The sequence below is a fragment of the Streptomyces sp. NPDC048290 genome, from assembly GCF_040652095.1.
Lineage (GTDB): Bacteria > Actinomycetota > Actinomycetes > Streptomycetales > Streptomycetaceae > Streptomyces.
Map to the genome: position 1 here is coordinate 383,641 of NZ_JBEZLM010000002.1, position 15,894 is coordinate 399,534.

Consider the following 15,894-nt stretch of genomic DNA (forward strand, 5'->3'; position numbering starts at 1 on the left):
GAGAAGCAGCGGTCCTGGCCCTCCGGGTTCCTCCGCCCCGCCGTGGATCAGCCGGGTCAGCCGACGGCCTCGATCGCCTCGAAGATGTCGGAGTTCACCGCACGCTGCCACTCGGGCTGATCCGCCCAGTCGGCGACGTACGACGGCTTGGGGTCCGGGAAGTGGGCGAAGATCTGGGCGATCCAGCACAGCGAGACGAAACGGCCCTTCTGCTCGCGGGTCAGCCGTGCGGCGCTCCGGCCGCTCACCCGGAGAAACTCGCGGACCTGTCCGCAGACCACCGCGGCGGACTCCCGCTCCCAGTCCGGGGTCTCCTCCCAGGGCACGATGTAACCGGGCTTGGGCTCACCGGGGTAGTGGGCTTTGACCCCGGCGATCCAGGCTTCCCGGAACAGTCGGCCGTCTTCTTGGGGGTGTGACACGTCCATCCCTTTCATTGCGCCAATGCGGCAATCTCCGCGCTCAGTTCGGCCACCCGGGCGTCGTGAGCGACCTGCTCCAGTTCTCGTTGCAGGACCTGGAGTCTACGGACGATGTACCCAGATCTTGAGCGTTGGGCCAGTTCCAGTGCTTGTCGGCCGAATGTCATGACTTGATCGACTTCTCGGCGCTTGGCGCCAATGGTCGCCAGGTCGGCGAGTACAGCCGCGCGCCGCCGGAAGGAAGAACCACGAGCAAGGGCATCCTGCGTGAGAGCGGCCGTCAATGTCGTCTCGGCCAGATCGAGCCGCCCCAGTTCCAGATACCGCGACCCACGTTCCTCAGCCAGTCGTGAGCCGTCGAACCGTAGCCAACCGCCGTTGGTACTGCCCGCCGGAAGCCGCGCCACGTCCTCGGCTGCGTCGAGTGCTCTCTCGCACGCGCTCAAATCTCCGAGTCCCGCGTACGCCTGGGCCTGCGCGGCAGCTACCCAGTGGCGGGTCGCAAGGGCGCTGTCACCCCGTTGTGCCACCTTCTCGGCAGCCGTGAGCATGGCAGCCGCTTGGCGGTGCTGGCCCTCGTACAGGCCCACGTATGCGTGTCTGGTCAGGGCGCAGGCCCACAGGTCGTAGGCTCCGGCCTCACGGCTGGCGCTCAGGGCGAGCGTGTAGCAATGGGCCGCCTCGGTGTATCGGTCTCCGTCGAAGGCGAGTTCGCCCGCGAGTTGGAAGAGATCGGCGGTCAGACCGCACAACTCTGCCACGCGCCTTCCGCTTTCGAAGGAGTCCGAGAGGGTCGTGAGCTGATCCAGAATCAGCGGACGGACAGAACTCTTGTTGCGGGAGAGCTGATAGACGCGCCATAAGTGTGTGTTCATCGCCTCGAAGTCGTCCCAGCCCGGTCCTTCGTCCAGGGCATCGGCAGGAAGCATGGCTATTGAGCCAGCGACGGTGAGATGGCGGAGGAAGTCTCTGCGAAGCATGTCGTCGGAGTCACCTGAGTCAAAGGAGGTGGCGGGGACTGGATGTTCAGCGGCCTTCGGCGCCATGAGGAGTGAATCGAGTTCTGTCAGCGTAACGTCGAACAGGTCTGCGAGCTTGCGGCGGTGGTGGCCGCGCATCTGGGTCTCGCCTCGTTCCCAGCGGCCAACCGTGGTGCGGTCGGTGCCCAGGCAGTGGGCCACATGTTCCTGGCTGTAGCCCAGTCTGCGGCGCAGCTTGGCGAGTTCCGACGATGCCATGACCTGTCTCCCTGCCTGCTCGGACTCGTGTGCGCATCATGCGCTGCCCGCAGATGCATCAAGAGTGCCGCACATGTGCCGTGGTCAGGTGACGCCTCATGCGATTTCCTCAAAGGGAACTTGCAAACGCGCTTACTGCGAGGAAGGTCGACATGGTTGCGCGTGACTTCGCAGGGTCCGGTGAGCCTGCTCCCCGTGTCGGTGATCGATTCCTGGACACTCGAACGAATTGCGTCGGTGAGTGGCAGGGCGAGATCGCTGGGCGGTGGATGCTGCGGCCGGTAGGTGGAGGGCGTGAATGGGAAGTCGATCCCGACCACGTCAGAATTCCCGGAACCTCGGAAGATGTGCGGGCGCGCAATAACGCCCGTAACCGGATGACGGGGAGGGGCCTGTGAGCGGCCCGCACACCGTCATCGCTCCCACAGAACGGCACCTGGTGCCCGACCGCGAGCCCGGCGCCCCGCCCGTGACCCACACGATGCGGTGTTCCGCCTGCGGAGAGGAATCCGCCCCCGACGGCGAGTGGGAGCCGCCTCAGCGCTGGGCGTTGGCCCACTCCGGACGCAACCCGGACCACCTCGGCTACGAGGAGATCATCACCCGGCCCTGGCGTACGCGGAGCAAGCAGTGATCAAGCAACTCCTCTTCCGATACGCCGGACCCCTCTTGGTCTTCACCGTCGCAGGGTCGACCGGCTTCGTGCTGATCGCCGCCTACATCCTGGCGAACCCCTGAGACCGGCCCCGCCCGAGCTGATCCCTTCCCTGTCGCTCGGGCGGGGTCGCACCACTCCACCCCGGGCATCGCCCAGGGTGGTCCGCACCACCACTTCATCCGAACCCCCCACCACACGGAGAGACCATGAATCCCACTCCTCCACCCCGGTCCGCCACCGCAGGCGGCGGCAACCCCCAGGACGACAGCGACAGCGGCAACAAGCACGGAGGCGGCGGCTCCGACGAGGGTGGCAACACCAACGACGGCCAAGGCCCCGCGGACGGCCGCTGAGTGAGTACGGGACACGACCAAGAAGCGCTCGCCGCCGCCCTCGTGGCGAAAGGCGTCCTGACCTCGGACTGGCTGCCCGCCTTCCACCGCGCGCCACGCCACCACTTCGTACCGGACACCATCTGGCCCGGCCGGGCGGGCATGAACCGGCAGGACGACAGGGTGATCCGCTCGGAAGATCCCGAGCTGTGGTGGAACGCCGTCCACACCGACGCGCCGATCACGACCCAGTGGGACGACGGTGCCCACACGGGCCCCGGAAGAGGCGGCACACCCACCAGTTCCAGCTCCATGCCCACCATGGTCTTCGCCATGCTGGACGCCCTCACCGTGGACGACGATCACCGCGTCCTGGAGATCGGCACCGGCACCGGATGGAACGCGGCCCTGCTGAGTCATCGCGTCGGCCCCGAGAACGTCGTGACGATCGAGGTCGACCCGGCCACCGCCGACGCGGCGCGGAAGCGCATCCGGGCGGTCGGCCTCCATCCGCTGTGTGTCGTGGGGGACGGCGCCGCCGGGTATCCGGAGGCCGGACCGTACGACCGGGTCGTCGCGACCTGCTCGGTCGGCGAGGTGCCCGCCGCCTGGATCAGACAGACCCGGCCCGGCGGCATCATCGTCGCCCCCTGGGGCCCGACGTACGGCGGTGAGGGCGTCGTGCGACTCGTGGTCCAGCAGGACGGCGGCACCGCGTCCGGGCGGTTCGTCGGGTCGTCCGCCTTCATGCGGCTCCGCGATCAGCGGATCGTGCGCAGGCATGTCCGGGAGTATCTAGGCGGGCAGAAGTGGCCGGGGGACGGCGTCAGGTCGATGACCTCCGTCTCGCCGGACGATGTGGGGGAGTGGCTGGCGATGTTCGCCATCGGTCTTCAGACGCGCGGTGTCCATCCCTGGGCCGAGATGTACGGCGACGGTACGTACACGCTGTGGCTGCGCGATCTCGCCGTCAGCTCCTGGGCCACGGTCGACTACGTACCCGAACGGGAGGAGTTCGAGGTGTACCAGTCAGGGGCGCGTCGGCTCTGGGACGAGGTGGTCGTCGCCCATCTGCACTGGCATGGGCTCGGGCGGCCCGGCTGGGAGCGGTTCGGGCTCACGGTCGACGTCGCGACGGGCGGGCACGTCGTCTGGCTGGACTCCCCGGACCAGCCGCTGTCGCCCATCGGCTGACCCCGCGTCCCCCGGCGGACATGCCGAGGCCCCGGTGTCACCAGCGACACCGGGGCCTCCAGGTCAGGGCGGAAAGGGGCCGTCAGCCGCTGTACGGTTCCGCCTTCAGGATGCGGACCGACGCCGTGCGGCCGTTGGGGAGTTCGTACTGCACGTCCTCGCCGACCTTGTGGCCGATCACGCCGCCGCCCAGCGGGGACTGCGGGGAGTAGGTCTCGATCTCCGAGCTGGCGTATTCACGGGAGGCGAGCAGGAACGCCAAGGTGTCGTCCTCGTCGCCGTCGAAGGCGATGGTGACGACCATCCCGGGGGCCACGGTGCCGTCCGTGGTGGCCGGTGCCTCGCCGACCTGGGCGTTCTCCAGCAGCTGGGTCAGCTGGCGGACCCGCAGCTCCTGCTTGCCCTGCTCCTCCTTGGCCGCGTGGTACCCGCCGTTCTCCCGCAGGTCGCCCTCCTCGCGTGCGGCGGCGATCTTGGCGGCGATCTCCGTGCGCGCACGACCAGTAAGGTAGTCAAGCTCTTCCCTGAGCTTGTTGTACGCCTCCTGGGTCAGCCAGGTGACGTTCTCGCTGGTCTGGGTCACAGGGTGCTCCTCGTCGGTACTGGGAATACAAAGCATCGCCCTACCCAGAAGGATGTTCCTTCATGAGTGGGCGAAACCACGAGCCTAACAATTCAATGGCGACCCCGGGAGGACATAAGTCACCAAAATCCCGTCAACGCAGGTCAGCCTTGAGGTTTTGGTCGTCGCCCGATGGTCGTGGGCGGGGCGGGGGCGGCGGGCGTCCGCCGGGCCCCGGGCCCCGGGGGAATCAGGTCGCGTGGCAGCCCATGAGTTCCGCCGATGTGGCCGGGGACGCCGTACGGAGCGTGACCACCTCATCCAGGCTGCTCGCGGCGCCGTCGAAGCGGAAGTCGGCGCGGCCCACCTCGGCGCCGCTCTCCGCCAGGGAGCGGACCGTACAGTAGCCGGACGCCCCGGCGTCCTTCTCCACCTTCAGTCTGACCTGCACCGCGTCCTCGCCCAGCTCGAAGCTGATCAGCTCCGCGCTGATCTTGTTCTGGCCGACGTAGTGGTAGGCGAAGTAGCCGAACAGGGCCAGCAGGGCGGCGCCCAGCACGGCTCCGGCGATCTTCAGGGTGCGGTCGGCGCGCTCGTCCGAGGTCCGGCCGTAGCGGCCCTGCGGCGGTCGCGTGCTCACCGTACTCATGATCGTCCTCTCGGCCGGGGGCGGAACACTCCCGAAGACGCTGTCCCAAAAGGGGCCCCGGAGCCGGACTCCGGAATTATTGGCCCTCCGATTCGGTCACTATAGAAGCCGCCCGTCCGTCGTCCGTCGCGGACCCCCGCCCCTCGTCGGCGAGACGGACCGGCCACCGGCCGCCGGTCACCGGGCCTTCGACCGCCGGCCACCGGCCATCGGCTACCGACCATCGCACCCGGGCACCCCGGGCGCCTATTCACCGAGGATCGAGTCTTGACTGACCAGCTGCGACTGATGGCCGTGCACGCGCACCCCGACGACGAGTCGAGCAAGGGCGCCGCGACCATGGCGAAGTATGTCTCCGAGGGGGTGGACGTGCTGGTCGTGACCTGCACGGGCGGCGAGCGCGGCTCCATCCTCAACCCCAAGCTCCAGGGCGACACCTATATCGAGGAGCACATCCACGAGGTGCGCAAGAAGGAGATGGACGAGGCCCGCGAGATCCTCGGGGTCAAGCAGGAATGGCTCGGCTTCGTGGACTCCGGGCTGCCCGAGGGCGACCCGCTGCCGCCGCTGCCCGAGGGCTGCTTCGCCCTGGAGGACGTCGAGCACGCCGCGGGCGAGCTGGTGCGGCGCATCCGTTCCTTCCGGCCGCAGGTGATCACCACCTACGACGAGAACGGCGGCTACCCGCACCCCGACCACATCATGACCCACAAGATCTCCATGGTGGCCTTCGACGGGGCGGCCGACACCGAGCGGTTCCCGGAGGCCGTGTACGGGCCCGCCTTCCAGCCGCAGAAGCTCTACTACAACCAGGGCTTCAACCGGCCCCGCACCGAGGCACTGCACCAGGCGCTGCTCGACCGCGGCATGGAGTCGCCGTACGGGGACTGGCTCAAGCGGTGGGACGAGTTCGGGCAGAAGGAGCGCACGCTGACCACGCATGTGCCGTGCGCCGACTTCTACGAGATCCGGGACAAGGCGCTGATCGCGCACGCCACACAGATCGACCCCGACGGCGGCTGGTTCCGGGTGCCGCTGGAGCTCCAGAAGGAGGTCTGGCCCACCGAGGAGTACGAGCTGACGAAGTCCCTCGTGGACACCTCCCTCCCCGAGGACGACCTCTTCGCGGGCGTCCGGGACAATGCCTGACATGAGCGCAAGCGCAAGCCTGGCAATGACGAACCTCGTCACCCTCGCGAAGGAGCTCGACGAGGACAAGGTGACCCCCGGCGTCCTCGGCTTCATCGTGTTCGCGGTGATGGCCCTGGCCGTATGGGGCCTCATGAAGTCGATGAACCGGCACATGGGCAAGGTCGACTTCAAGGAAGACCCGGAAGGGCAGCCCTCCGGCGGTGACGGTGACGGCTCCGTGGGCAAGGAGCCCAGCTCCGCGGGCGCGCCGCAGCGTCCCGGTGACGCCGGAGCGTAGGCGTCCCGATCCGCCGTCGTGTCGTTGACGTGTTCACCGCCACCCCGTCACCCTTGACCCGGGCACCGGGTCGGTGACCGGGGAGGCGGCACGGATGTGGGGCACACGAGCGGACACGGCGGCCGAGGACGCCCGGCGCCGGGCGCTGGAGGCCGCGGCGGCGCACGCGCTGGGCGAGCCCGCCGGACCGTCCCAGCGGCTGGCCGGCGGCACCGGCGGGCTGGGCTGTGTGTCCGCGCTGGTCGCCCTGCCCTGCGGTCTGGCGGGCGTCGGTCTGCTGCTCGGGCCCTACGGCACGACCGTCCAGGCCGTCGCCGCCGGTCTGCTGTTCGTCGCGATCGCCGTGCCGTTCCTCGGTCCCTGGGCGGAGAGCCGTCTCACCCACCGGGGGACCTGGCTGTACGTCTTCGAGGGCGGGGCCGTTCTCGTCCGTGGCGCCGACCCCGCCCACGCCGTGCCCTGGTCCCAGCTGGTGGTCACCGAGCGCACCGAGTCCGGGACGTACGGTCAGGGCGGTAACCGCTACCGCGCGGAGTGGCTCCATCTCGCCGGGCCCGGCGGTGTCGCTCTGGGGCGGGTCAACGCCAGCGGGGAGACGGGGCGGGCCCTGGTGCGGGCCCGGTCGGCGTACGGAGAGGGGACGCGGGCGCCGGAGGAGGACCGTCCCGACGCCGTCTGATCACACCGGACGCCGGGAGCCCGGCCTTTTGAGCCCGACCCCGGCGCCCCGGCCTCGCGCCCCGACCCCGGCGCCCCGGCCTCACGACCCCGACGCCTCCTGACGTCACGACCCCACCTGTACCCCCACCCCCATGACCTCCCGGGCGTGGCGGCTCGGGACCATGCCCAGGCGCCATGCCTGCCAGCCCGCCTCCAGACTGATCCCGCGCTCCAGGAACAGCTGGTACGTCTCCGCGTACTCGGTGAGCTTGGGGTCGCGGGAGGCGTGCGGGGAGCGGGACAGCTGGGCCAGCTCCTCCTGGGCCACCGCCGTACCGACCTCGACCCCGCCCGGCGCCGCGTACGGCAGCAGCGTGCAGCGCAGGAAGCGGGCCCAGTCCTCGCCCCGGCGGTCGCCGTACGAGGCGAACAGTGCCGCCGCCTCCTCGCACAGCGCGAGCGCCTGCGGGGTCTTCGCGTTGCCCGCGTCCACCACCGCCAGTTCCAGACAGGTCCACGCCTCGCCATGGGCGACGCCGATCCGCTGGAAGTCGGCGCGGGCGTCCACCAGGAGCTGCCGGGCGAAACCGGAGTTGCGCAGGGAGCCGGTCTGCGCCGCCCGCTGGTCGCGGGTCACCCGGGCCGAGTGGTGGCGGGCGCAGGCCAGCCCGTACACGTCCCGCATCCGGGAGAACATCGTGCGGGAGCGCTCCAGGTCGCGGACCGCCTGTTCGCGGTCGCCGCTCTCCTCCAGGGCCTGGCCGAGGTAGTACAGGGTCCACGCCTCGCCGCGGGCGTCCTCGTTCTCCCGGTGCCGGGCCGCCGCCGCGCGCAGTTCGTGCACCGCGGGGGAGGCGTCACCGGCGACCAGGTGGGCGCGGGCCAGCTGGGTCAGCGCCCAGGCCGTGCCGCGCGGGTCGCGGGTGCGGTCGTAGAGGTCCAGGGCCGAGTGCAGGGCCGACTCGGCGCGGGCCGTGTCGCCGAGCCGGACGTACAACTGGCCCAGCTGGAAGTGCGCCCATGCCTCGCCGTGCACCGACTCGCCCGCGCGGTGCAGGGCGAGGGAGCCGGTGAGCAGGTCGAGGGCCTCGGCGAGATGGGCGCGGTCGCGTTCGACGGCGGCCAGCGCGTGCATCGTCCACGCCCGGTCGGTGGCCAGCTGCGGGGCCGCCTGGAGGTCGAGCGCCTCGCGCAGCTTGGCCGCCGCCTCCACCAGATTGCCCTGGTGGTGCAGGGTGATGCCGAGCGAACACAGGGCACGGGCCGCGCCCGCGTCGTGATGCGCCTCCATATAGAGGTCCACGACGGAGGTGAGGGTCGTGCGGGCCTTGTCCAGCTCGCCGAGCTGGCGGGCCGCGATGCCGGTGCGCCACTGCACCGAACGGATCAGCAGCCCCTGGTCCACCGCCTGCGCCAGCTCGCTGATCTCCCCCAGCCGGTACAGGTCGCCGCGCAGTAGGCAGTAGTCGCACAGCGCGCCCAGCAGGTTCAGCACCGCGCCCTGGTCGACGCCCTCGGCATGGCGCAGGGTCGCCGTGATGAAGCTCGACTCGTCGTCCAGCCAGCGCAGCGCCTCGTCCAGCGAGGTGAAGCCGTGCGGGCCGAACCGGTCCGAGCGGGTCGACATGTTGCCGTCGACCAGCCGCAGGACGGAGTCGGCGAGTTCGGCGTAGTTGACGATCAGCCGCTCCTGCGCGGCGGTCCGTTCGGCCGCCTCCTCCTCGTCCAGCAGCCGGGCGTGGGCGAAGGCCCGCACCAGGTCGTGCAGCCGGTAGCGGTCGCCGCGCACCTGGTCGATCAGGCCCGCGCGGGCCAGCGCGGTCAGCTGGCGGCCCGCCTCCGCCTGGTCGGTGGCCAGCAGCGAGGCCGCGGCTGCCGTGCCGAGCGAGGCGCGTCCGGCGAGCGCGAGGCGGCGCAGCAGCCGCCGGGCCGGGTCGGACTGGTCGGTGTAGCGCAGCCACAGGGCCCGCTCCACCGGGTCGACGGGCCCGTACGCGCCCAGGTCGGCGGCGAGTTGCCGGGGGGAGCGCGGGCCGAGCGAGGAACCGGCGATCCGCAGGGCCAGCGGCAGCCCGCCGCACAGCTCGGTGATCCGGTCGCCGGACTCGGCGTCGTACGGTCCCGTGGTGTCCTCGGCGACCGCGCCGAGGACGTCCTCCGCGCCCGCCGCGTCCAGCGGCGGTACCGGGAGGTGGTGGACCGACGCCGGGAGGTCGGGCGGCAGGGCGAGCGGGTCGCGGGCGGTGACCAGGACCAGGCTGTCCGAGCGCTCCGGGACCAGGGTGCGGATCTGCGCCAGGTCCGAGGCGTCGTCCAGGACGACGGTCACCGGGACGCCGGTCAGATGCTGGTGGTACAGCTCGCTCAGCCGTTTGACCTGCTGGTCGGCGGACGACCGCTCACGGAACAGCAGTTGCTCACGCGGGGCGCCCAGCCGGTTCAGCAGATGCAGCAGGGCGTCCCGGGTGGACAGCGGCGGCTCGTCGGCGCTGTCGCCGCGCAGATCGACCACACAGGCGCCGCGGAACTGGTCCCTGAGGTCCAGCGCCGCCCGCACCGCCAGCGTCGTACGGCCGCTGCCCGGCGGGCCGTGCAGCACCACCACCGTCGGCCGGGTCGTGGTGCTGGCCCGGCCCGCCTGCACCCACTGCCGGATACGGGCCAGCTCCGGCCGCCGCCCGGCGAACGGCCCCGACGGGGCCGGGAGCTGACCGAACGACTGCTCCAGCACGCTCCGGCCGCGCGCCGCGCCGCTCTTGTCCGCGCCGAACAGCTTGGGCCCGGGTTTCGTCGGTCCGGTGGACGCGGCGAGCACCCGCTGCTGGTCCAGGAACGGCCGGATGCCCCGGACTTCGAGCGCGGTCAGCCATTGCAGCCGGAGCTGCTCCGGGCCGCCCGGCTGGCCGACCGCCCCGGCCCGGTGGTGCGCGGCCGGCAGATGGGTGCCCGCCACCTTCACCACCGTGGCCGCCGCCCCCGCCACGCCGACGGCCACGCCCGCCCCGACCGCCGTGCCCGTACCGGTGCCCAGCGCCAGGTCGGCCACCACCGCGGCGACCGCGCCCACCCCCGCCACCAGCAGCGGCGTCCCGCCGCCGTCGCGCGCGTAGCGCTGGGCGAACGTCAGCCGGCCGGCCTCGGACTCGTCCAGCGCCCGGGTGTACGCCGTGTACTCCTCGGCGGCGGTCCGCGCCATCGCGTCCAGCGCTCCCCGCGCCCGCGACATCAGCACCTTCGCGTCCGTACGGCCCCCCGAGCGCCGTACCTCCTCCTCCACAGCCCGTGCCAACAGCCTTTCGGCGTCGGCCCGATGACTGTCCCGCATCTTCCGTCCCCCTCCGGCAGCAACCGCTTCGTCGGTCAAGTGTGCTGCGGACGGCGCACGGGGGCGAGGGGGCGGTCGGTCTTCCGCACGTCTGTGGCGAGGCTGTGCCGTCGCCGTGGCCGTCAGACGTGGGCGTCCGGGGACTGGCCGGCCGGTTTCCAGTCGAGCACCGACCGGTCGCGCAACCGCAGTTCCTCCTCGGCGGTGTGCTCGACCCGGCGCATACTCCAGCGCAGCACGGGCGGCGCCATCAGCGAGGTCACGATGGCGACCAGCACGACGATCGTGTACGACGTGGCGTTCAGCACCCCGATCCGCAGTCCCGCGGCGGCGATGACCAACTGGATGACACCGCGGGCGTTGAGCGCCCCGCCGAGGGCCACCGACTCCCAGGTGCCGACGCCGACCGCCCTGGCGCCCGCGAAGACCCCGGCCACCTTGCCGACGACGGCGACCAGCAGCAGGACGACACCGGCAGCGAGCGTCGTGGGGTCGGCGAGGGCGTCCAGCTCCAGGCGCAGCCCGGCGGTGGCGAAGAACAGCGGCGCGAACACCGCGAGGACGACCGTGCGCAGGGGCGCGAGTCGGGCGCGCAGGGCCCGCGGGCCCGAGCTGATGAGCATTCCCGCCAGGAAGGCGCCGAACATGGCCTCCAGGCCCAGCGCGTGGGTGGCGGCGGCGGACAGCAGGACGAAGGCGGTCGCCGCGCCCACCACGGACGCGGTGTCGGTGGTGTGTTCGGCCGCCTTCATCACCCGGTTCACCAGGGGCCTGAGCACCCCGAAGGTGACCGCCAGCACCAGCGCCGTGGCGAGCAGCGGCAGGACGAGACCGGCCCCGCCCGCCCCGCCGACGGCCATCGCCGACACCACCGACAGCAGGATCCAGCCGACCACGTCGTCCAACATGCCCGCGGCCAGGGTGAGCTGGCCGACGTCCCGGTGGACGAGCTGCATATCGGTGAGGATCTTCGCGATGACCGGCAGCGCGCTCACGGACAGCGCGACACCGACGAACAGCGCGAAGACGAGGGGGTCGGCGCCGTCGGGGCGCAGGCTCTCGGGCGCCGCCCAGCCCACGGCGAAGCCGAGACCGAACGGCAGGACCAGGCCCCCGATGCCGACGCCGAGCGCGGTGGTGCCACGGCGGCGCACCAGCGCCATGTCCATCTCCATGCCGGTGATGCCGACCAGCAGCAGTACGCCGATCTGGCCGACCGCGTCGAGCAGATGGAACTGTCCGGCGTCCCGGGGCAGCAGCCACTCCGAGGCGGCCGGTAAGGCGCTGCCCAGCACGGTCGGCCCGAGCAGGATGCCGACGCACAGCTCCCCGGCCACGGCGGGCATCCGGAGCCGTACGGCGAGGCGCCCGCACACCACGGCGAGCAGGACGAGCAGCCCGGCCTGGAGCAGGAACACGAACAGTTGGTGGGCGGGCAGCGGGGGGATCGGCGGGGCTGAGAGGTGCACGGGGGGCGTCTCCTGACGGACGGTACGGCGTCGGGGTGCGGCGGAGGTGTGGGGTGGAGGCGTGGGGTGGAGGCGTACGGCGCCGGGGTGTGGCGGAGGTACGCGTCCCGGTCCGGCGGCGTGGGTCGCACGACGCGCGGTCCGGACCGGCGGCACGGGTCACGCGGCGCGCGGTCCGGTCCGGTGTACGGAGGTCACGCCACGCGCGTGCCGTCCCCCGTGTCCGCGGCGGACGCCGCCGGGTCCGGACGGGACAGCCGCGCACGGACAACGACGTAGAGGCCCGCCGCGACACCGGCCCCGGCTCCACCGGCCAGCCACCAGGGCAGGTCGCCGTGGACGCCGTAGAGGAAGACGCCGAGCGCCGGGCCGACCGACATGCCGGTGGTCTGCCAGAACACCAGGAACGACTGGTACCTCGCCACCGCGCCCCGGGGCGCCGCCCGCGCCGCGATCTCGGCGGCGGTGGGGGTCACCAGGATCTCCCCCGCCGTCCACAGCACGACGGAGGCGATGACGACGGGCCAGGCGATGCCGAGGGCCAGGATCGCCATGCCGCCGATCACACAGGCGGCCCCCGCAGCGGCCACCGCCTGCGGGGGCAGCCGCCGGATCACCACCGACACCGGGACCTCGCAGCACAGCACGATGACCGCGTTCGCGGTGAGCATGGCGCCGTACGTGCCCGCCCCGAATCCCGCGTCGGTGACGGCGAGGGGCAGCGGGCCCAGGTGCATGGCGTACACCATCGCCGTGAGGCCGATGAGGACACAGAACGCCATATAGCCGGGGTCGCCGGTCAGGGAGCGCTTCTCCGGCCGCCCGGCCGGGTCCTTCCCTGCCGTGTCCTTCTCTGCCGGGGCGGGCCGTTCCCGCAGCCCGGACGGCAGCGCCAGCAGCACCAGGGTCGAGGCGAACGCCGCGACGGCGTTGCCCAGCAGCAGGGTGTCCATGTGCGACTCGGCCCACAGTCCGCCGATCAGCCCGCCGAGCGCCGCCCCCAGATTGAACGTGGTCCGGAACCCGGCGAACATCGTGAGCCGCCGCTCCGGGGGAGCCGTCACGCTGATGACCGCCTGCGCCACCGGCGAGAAGCCCTGGACCGCCATCGACAGCAGCGCCGCGAGGATCACCGACGCGGTGAACCCGGTCAGCCCCATCAGCGCCAGGGACAGCACTCCGGTCGCCAGGGTGCACAGCACCAGCGTCCAGCGCGGCCCCATGCGGTCGGCGCTCCAGCCCGACACGCCCGCCCCCACCATGCCCGCCCCGGCGACGACGGCCAGCGCCATCGTGATCTGACCGGGGTCGAAGCCCCGGGAGGCGAGGATCAGCGCCAGGAAGATGGCGAAGAAGCCGCCGACCCGGTTGAGGAAGGCGCTGACCGCGATGATCAGGATCGGGGTGGGGACGCCCTTGACGGTGCGGTAGCGCCGCTCACCGGCCGCCGGTCCTTCGCTCATGCGTCGTCCAGCGGCTCGAAGTCCAGCTCCACGGTCCGCTCGGCCCGGTCCAGCAGCTCCGCGCACTCCTTCTCGTCCGCGCCCTCCACGATGATGTACGCGTAGCGCGCCTGGTAGTCGCCGGGGGGACAGCGCAGGACGGCCCCGGGGTAGGCGGCGGGGCCCGCCTCCACGACGCCCGGCAGGGCGACGGTCCGGGTCAGGTCCACCGACCGCAGGATCAGGTCCCGTTCGGGGCGCAGGAAGCGGATGCTCACCGTCTTCGAGCGGGTGGCGACGATCGACGGCGCCCGGCCGACGAGGGCGTCGACCGAGGCCGCGCCCACGTCGATGCCGGTCGCCAGCTCGCCGAGGCGCGGGATGAGGTCCCCGCCCGGACGCCCGTTGATCTCCACGATCACCGGGCCCCGCGGCGTGAGCTTGACCTCGGTGTGGGTCGTCGCGTGGGTGATGCCGAGGACCCGGTGGGCGTCCTCGACCATCCCGACCAGGGACGCGTCCCGCAGCAGCGGGTCGTCGCCGGTGACGGTGTGCCCCACCTCCACGAAGTACGGCGCGTCCGCCACCCGCTTGTGCGCCACGAACATCGGCGTGTACCGGCCGTCGAAGACGGTGCCGTCGACGCTGATCTCCGGACCGGTGAGGAACTCCTCCACGAGGTGGTCCTCCGGCACCGGGACGCCCGGGTAGCCCGCGCTGGTCGACACGGTGAACGCCCCGGTCATCTCCTCGGGGCGGTGCACGGCGACCACGCCGTAACTCGCGCCCAGCGTGCGGGGCTTGACGACCACCGGATAGCCCAGCTTCCGGGCCGCCTCGTGCGCCTCCCGCGCGGTGCGGGCCGTCGTGAACCCCGGCTGCGCGATGCCCGCCGCCGTCAGGAGCCGCCGGGTGGTCATCTTGTCGCGGCAGTTGGCCGCCGCGGCGACCGTGAGCCCCGGCAGGCCGAGGTGGTCCACGATCGCCGCGTAGTGCCGCAGTACCGCCTCGTCGGGGCAGAGCACCCCGACGATCCCGTGCCGTCCGGCCAGCTCCCCCGCCGCCCGGATCATGGCGTCGGTGTCGAAGAGGTCCACCACGGTGTGTCCGACCGCGTAGTCGGACTGCCAGGTGGGCTCGTCCTCCTCGAACAGCCAGACCGGATGACGGTCCGCCGCCGCCCGGAGCAGGTATTCCCGGTAGGGCCGGTTGTCGCGGCCCTTGTGACTTCCGATCCCCACGACCAGGAACACCTGGCCGCGGGCGGGCTGGCTGGTCACGTGCGCTGTCCTTCCTCGGGGCTGCTCGGGGTCAGGCGAACGTGGTCCGGACGGTCGGGTAGCGGGCCGTCAGCTCGGCGACCTCCTTGGCGAGGGTCTCCGGATGCCCGCCCTCCAGCGCACGGCAGATCAGATCCACCACCTCCCCCATGGCGTCCAGGTCCATGCCCATCCGGGTCAGTTCCTGCGTGCCCAGCCGCAGCCCGGACGTGCCCTGCCCGGGGAGGTGGACGACCGCCGCGCGTATCCCGCACTGCTGGAGCCGGGCGCCCCAGGCCACCGCGTCGGACGTGTTGCGCGGTGGCAGCACCCACACCTGATGGGTCTCGGTGAACCCGAAGTGCTCGCCCAGCACCCGCTGGCCGCGCTCGCTCAGCAGCTCCGCCAGCTTCCGCGCGTTGGCGATCACCGAACGGGCGTACGCCTTGCGGCTGTCCATCAGCTCGCCCAGGGTGACCGCCAGCGCCCCGACGCTGTTGCTGTGCGCGCTGGAGACCCGGAACTTCAGATGCTCGGCCATCCGCCCGGCGACCCGGTCGTCGCTGGTCAGCATGACCGCCTTCTGCGGACCCGGGAGCGTCTTGTGGGTGCTGGCCGTGCACAGGCTGATGTGGCGCCAGAAGTCGGGGAGGTCGTAGATCACCGGCAGCAGCCCCAGCACGTGCGAGGCGTCGAAGCAGATGAGCGCGTCGTCGCCGACCGCCTCGCGCATCCGCGCCATGTCGGGGACGCGCAGCGCCGTGGAGAGGTCCAGGTAGTAGAAGCGGGACGGGGACGTGCGGTGCTGTTCCGCCAGCCGGTCCATGTCGAGGCGCAGATCCACGGTGTCGAACGGCAGCGTGCCGACGTCATGGCCGAAGTCCCGGCAGATCTGCTCGGTGGCGTAGTGGCCGCCCGCGTCCGGGCCCAGCGACACGATCCGCTCGCCCGGCAGACTCAGGGTGGAGATCATGCTCTGCATGGCGTGCAGCCCGGACAGGAAGTGCACCAGGGCGTGGTCGACCTGGAAGTACTCCCGGGCGACGCGGGCGCATTCCTCGTACAGCTCGCCCACGCCGGAGGGGTCCCCGTACAGATAGCCGGGGCCGCTCATGCCCGGGTAGCGGGAGACCAGGTCGGAGGCGAGCAGGGACCGGGCTCCGTCGCTCATCCGGTTCTCGATCGGATAGAGATTGAGGGTGGGGCTCGCACCGCCGAAGCGGCTGACGATGTCTTCAGGGGTCACAGCGGGCCT

Annotated in this window: 15 protein-coding genes; 6 read left to right on the plus strand and 9 right to left on the minus strand. The window is 71.7% G+C overall.

All coding sequences use genetic code 11. The features are described 5' to 3' along the window. Positions 1–56: 56 nt before the first annotated feature. Together AB0D49_RS03975 and AB0D49_RS03980 are read right to left on the minus strand one after the other, a co-directional pair. A complete protein-coding gene (locus AB0D49_RS03975) occupies positions 57–428 on the minus strand; it encodes a hypothetical protein (protein ID WP_362750229.1) in 372 nt (123 codons plus the stop codon). Positions 429–433: 5 nt separating this feature from the next. Then, positions 434–1,660 carry a helix-turn-helix transcriptional regulator gene (locus AB0D49_RS03980; protein WP_362750232.1) on the minus strand — a complete coding sequence of 409 codons (1,227 nt, stop codon included), beginning with the start codon at positions 1,658–1,660 and terminating at the stop codon, positions 434–436. A gap of 394 nt (positions 1,661–2,054) precedes the next feature. On the opposite strand from AB0D49_RS03980, the gene AB0D49_RS03985 reads away from it, so the two are divergent. The 3 genes from AB0D49_RS03985 to AB0D49_RS03995 all read left to right on the plus strand — a co-directional run bounded on the left by AB0D49_RS03985 (position 2,055) and on the right by AB0D49_RS03995 (position 3,844). Beyond that, the gene (locus AB0D49_RS03985; protein WP_362750235.1) at positions 2,055–2,294 is read left to right on the plus strand and encodes a hypothetical protein; all 240 of its coding nucleotides are present in this window, start codon (positions 2,055–2,057) and stop codon (positions 2,292–2,294) included. A 230-nt stretch (positions 2,295–2,524) separates the two neighbouring features. After that, on the plus strand, positions 2,525–2,671 hold the full coding sequence (locus AB0D49_RS03990; RefSeq protein ID WP_362750238.1) for a hypothetical protein: 147 nt from the start codon (positions 2,525–2,527) through the stop codon (positions 2,669–2,671). After that, a complete protein-coding gene (locus AB0D49_RS03995) occupies positions 2,672–3,844 on the plus strand; it encodes a methyltransferase domain-containing protein (protein ID WP_362750241.1) in 1,173 nt (390 codons plus the stop codon). It abuts the gene before it with no gap. Positions 3,845–3,926: 82 nt separating this feature from the next. Here the strand turns inward: AB0D49_RS03995 and greA are convergent, their stop codons facing one another. Together greA and AB0D49_RS04005 are read right to left on the minus strand one after the other, a co-directional pair. Continuing rightward, positions 3,927–4,427, minus strand: coding sequence for a transcription elongation factor GreA (gene greA / locus AB0D49_RS04000; RefSeq protein ID WP_362750244.1), 501 nt, complete (start codon positions 4,425–4,427; stop codon positions 3,927–3,929). A 229-nt stretch (positions 4,428–4,656) separates the two neighbouring features. Beyond that, positions 4,657–5,055: a DUF4307 domain-containing protein gene (locus AB0D49_RS04005; RefSeq protein ID WP_362750247.1), complete on the minus strand. Its 399-nt coding sequence runs from the start codon at positions 5,053–5,055 to the stop codon at positions 4,657–4,659. A 267-nt stretch (positions 5,056–5,322) separates the two neighbouring features. Between AB0D49_RS04005 and mca the strand changes: the two genes are divergently transcribed. From mca to AB0D49_RS04020, 3 genes are all read left to right on the plus strand, one after another. After that, a complete protein-coding gene (gene mca, locus AB0D49_RS04010; RefSeq protein ID WP_362750250.1) occupies positions 5,323–6,204 on the plus strand; it encodes a mycothiol conjugate amidase Mca in 882 nt (293 codons plus the stop codon). Beyond that, positions 6,197–6,484 (plus strand): hypothetical protein, encoded by a 288-nt coding sequence (locus tag AB0D49_RS04015; RefSeq protein WP_362750253.1) that lies wholly within the window; start codon positions 6,197–6,199, stop codon positions 6,482–6,484. The genes mca and AB0D49_RS04015 overlap by 8 nt, the downstream gene beginning before the upstream one ends. 94 nt (positions 6,485–6,578) lie before the next feature. Then, on the plus strand, positions 6,579–7,163 hold the full coding sequence (locus AB0D49_RS04020) for a hypothetical protein (protein WP_362750256.1): 585 nt from the start codon (positions 6,579–6,581) through the stop codon (positions 7,161–7,163). Positions 7,164–7,268: 105 nt separating this feature from the next. Here the strand turns inward: AB0D49_RS04020 and AB0D49_RS04025 are convergent, their stop codons facing one another. From AB0D49_RS04025 to AB0D49_RS04045, 5 genes are all read right to left on the minus strand, one after another. Then, positions 7,269–10,469, minus strand: coding sequence for a tetratricopeptide repeat protein (locus AB0D49_RS04025; protein WP_362750259.1), 3,201 nt, complete (start codon positions 10,467–10,469; stop codon positions 7,269–7,271). A 122-nt stretch (positions 10,470–10,591) separates the two neighbouring features. After that, positions 10,592–11,938 carry a cation:proton antiporter gene (locus AB0D49_RS04030; RefSeq protein WP_362750262.1) on the minus strand — a complete coding sequence of 449 codons (1,347 nt, stop codon included), beginning with the start codon at positions 11,936–11,938 and terminating at the stop codon, positions 10,592–10,594. 194 nt (positions 11,939–12,132) lie between these two features. Beyond that, entirely contained in the window at positions 12,133–13,401 is a 1,269-nt protein-coding gene (locus tag AB0D49_RS04035) for an MFS transporter (RefSeq protein ID WP_362750264.1), read from the minus strand. Then, on the minus strand, positions 13,398–14,660 hold the full coding sequence (locus AB0D49_RS04040) for an ATP-grasp domain-containing protein (protein WP_362750267.1): 1,263 nt from the start codon (positions 14,658–14,660) through the stop codon (positions 13,398–13,400). The genes AB0D49_RS04035 and AB0D49_RS04040 overlap by 4 nt, the downstream gene beginning before the upstream one ends. A 31-nt stretch (positions 14,661–14,691) precedes the next feature. Beyond that, positions 14,692–15,885, minus strand: coding sequence for a serine hydroxymethyltransferase (locus AB0D49_RS04045; RefSeq protein ID WP_362750270.1), 1,194 nt, complete (start codon positions 15,883–15,885; stop codon positions 14,692–14,694). Positions 15,886–15,894: the final 9 nt, after the last annotated feature.